This is a genomic window from Alkalibaculum bacchi (assembly GCF_937875145.1).
Lineage (GTDB): Bacteria > Bacillota > Clostridia > Eubacteriales > Alkalibacteraceae > Alkalibaculum > Alkalibaculum bacchi_A.
This window is the reverse complement of record NZ_CALNCS010000146.1, coordinates 1-2,672: the sequence shown is the minus strand read 5'-3', so window position 1 is coordinate 2,672 and position 2,672 is coordinate 1. Positions and strand designations below refer to the sequence as shown.

The 2,672-nt window shown below is 37.6% G+C and carries 2 protein-coding genes and 1 pseudogene; all 3 read left to right on the top strand.

Annotation, left to right across the window (positions count from 1 at the left end; translation table 11 throughout):
• Window positions 1-1,108 (top strand): annotated as a pseudogene (locus Q7P22_RS09105) (peptide ABC transporter permease); the annotation flags it as partial.
• Window positions 1,014-1,652 carry an ABC transporter permease gene (locus Q7P22_RS09100; RefSeq protein ID WP_303863429.1) on the top strand — a complete coding sequence of 213 codons (639 nt, stop codon included), beginning with the start codon at window positions 1,014-1,016 and terminating at the stop codon, window positions 1,650-1,652. The pseudogene Q7P22_RS09105 and the gene Q7P22_RS09100, both read left to right, overlap by 95 nt.
• 12 nt (window positions 1,653-1,664) lie before the next feature.
• Window positions 1,665-2,657 carry an ABC transporter ATP-binding protein gene (locus Q7P22_RS09095; RefSeq protein ID WP_303863426.1) on the top strand — a complete coding sequence of 331 codons (993 nt, stop codon included), beginning with the start codon at window positions 1,665-1,667 and terminating at the stop codon, window positions 2,655-2,657.
• Window positions 2,658-2,672 lie beyond the last annotated feature (15 nt).

Genomic DNA, 2,672 nt, shown 5'->3' with positions numbered 1-2,672 from the left:
AAGCAACAAGATATCAATGATAGCTTTGTTCATATTTTTACTTATCTTTTTAATAGTGCTTGTTGGACCAATTATTAAGCCGATTGATTTATCATTTTCTGAGACAAGTCAGCAAAATGTGGCACCGGGATTTGATTTGATGAAGGTACCTCCTTCATTGAAAGGCCGTGTTCAGCAGATAGCAATAGGTCCTACATTTTCCGTAGCAGCCACTACTGATGGTCAGCTATATATTTGGGACGTTAAGATGGTTCCATCAGATATGGGGAAGATTGTGCAAGTTGCAGCAGGTTACGACCATGTTTTGTTCTTGAATGATGAAGGGAAGATATTTTCATCAGGGAACAATCGCCAACAACAGGCAACACCACCATATGCAGTTCAGAATGCAAAAAATATTAAAGATATAGAAGCTGGATATCAAGCATCAATTGTGCTTACTGAAGATGGTTGGAGTCATTACTTTGGAAATGCAATGAATAATGATTATAATGAATTTCATCCGTATCAAGGTAAGCTAGATAAGGTTGTTACAACTGCTGATGCTGCTTTAGGTTTAACTAAAGATGGTGAAGCTGTTTATCTAGGATTTCAGAAGAATTCCTATTCCAATATCCCCCGAAATATGGGAAGAATAGTCGATATTGCAACGACAGCAAACACAGTGGCTGCCGTCAACGAGGATGGGAAGGTGTTTGTATGGGGCAATATATCTACGAGAGGCGAAAACAAAGTACCTGAAACTGAGAGCAAAATAGTTTCAATACAAGGTGGCAGATATCATTATACTGCTCTAACTGAAAATGGAAAAATAGTATCATGGGGCGCTGACTATTATGGTCAATCAAATGTCCCTGCTGAAGTAAAAAATGCTAACATTAAAGAATTCTATACAGATTTCTATCAAAATTATGCTATTACTGAGGGTGGAGATATATTAACATGGGGGCTAAAGGGATATCTGTTTGGGAGTGATGAATTAGGACGTGATATATTTACAAGACTTTTGAACGGTGGTAGAATGTCTATCAATAGGTGCAGTTGCAGTTATTATATCTACAATTATTGGCATTATTGTAGGTGGTATTTCAGGATATTTTGGTGGTAAAATAGACATGGTTCTTCAAAGAATAACCGAAATGATTAATTCCTTACCGTTCTTGCCATTTGCTATGATTTTATCAGCTTTGATTGGAAATGCTATGACATCTAACCAGAGGATTTTCCTCATTATGGTAATATTGGGGCTGCTGTCATGGCCTGGGCTTTCGAGGCTTGTACGTGCACAGATATTGTCTATTCGTGAGCAGGAATATGTAATTGCAGCAAGATCCTTAGGCATAAAAAAATTAGGTATAGTGTTCAGACATATATTACCGAATGTTATATCTGTAATAATTGTATCTGCTACTTTGGATTTTGCTACTAGTATGTTAACAGAAGCGACCCTATCGTATTTGGGGTTTGGTGTTCAGGCTCCTCAGCCGACGTGGGGCAATATGTTATATGGGGCAAACGACAGTAAGGTTATTCAAAATTACTGGTGGAGATGGGTATTTGCTTCAATTATATTGGGTGTTTGTGTAATTTGTATAAACCTTGTAGGTGATGGCTTGCGGGATGCTATAGATCCAAAATCTCAGGAGCGTTAGGGGGAAAAGTAGATGGAATTATTAGAAGTTAAAAATCTACACACTTACTTTAAAACGAAGAGGGGTACTGTAAAGGCTGTAAATGGTGTATCCTATTCTGTTGAATCAGGTAAAACCCTAGGAATCGTTGGAGAAAGTGGTAGTGGTAAAAGTGTTTCAGCGATGAGTATTATAAAATTACTAGATGGAAATGGTTATATAGATAGCGGAGAAATAATATTTGATGGAGAGGATCTTGTAAATGTTCCAATAAGAGAAATGATGCATATACGAGGTAATGATATCTCTGTAATATTCCAGGAACCTATGACCTCATTGAATCCTGTATTTACTATAGAAAAACAAGTTTCGGAGCCATTTATTATTCATCAGAGGATGACAAAGACTCAAGCAGCTAAGGAAGTAGTAAAGATGCTATCACTAGTAAAAATTCCAAACCCGGAATCTGTAGCTAAACAATATCCTCATCAGTTATCTGGGGGGATGAGACAGCGTGTCATGATAGCTATGGCACTTGCTTGTAGACCAAAACTGTTGATTGCAGATGAACCTACAACTGCATTGGACGTTACTATTCAGGCTCAGATATTAAAATTGATGAATGAATTGAAACATGATATTGGAACATCAATTTTATTTATAACTCATGATTTGGGTGTTATTAATCAGATGGCGGATGATGTTGCAGTTATGTATTGCGGCGAGGTAGTAGAAAAGGCTCCTGTTAAAACTATCTTTGGAAAGGAAAGCTTGTTTTCGCATCCATATACAGAAGGGTTGATGTATTCAGTTCCTAGGCTTGATACGCCAACAGATGCTAAATTGGAAGCAATACCAGGTGCAGTACCTCACCCTTTAGATTTACCGATTGGATGCAAATTTGCTCCAAGGTGTAAATTTGCAACTGAAAAATGTAAGAAAGAGGCACCAAAGTTAACAGCCATTGAAAAGGATCATTCGATTCGCTGCTTCTATCCAAAGAAAGGAGTGAGAAACAATGGTTAATGGGGCTGCTGAAAA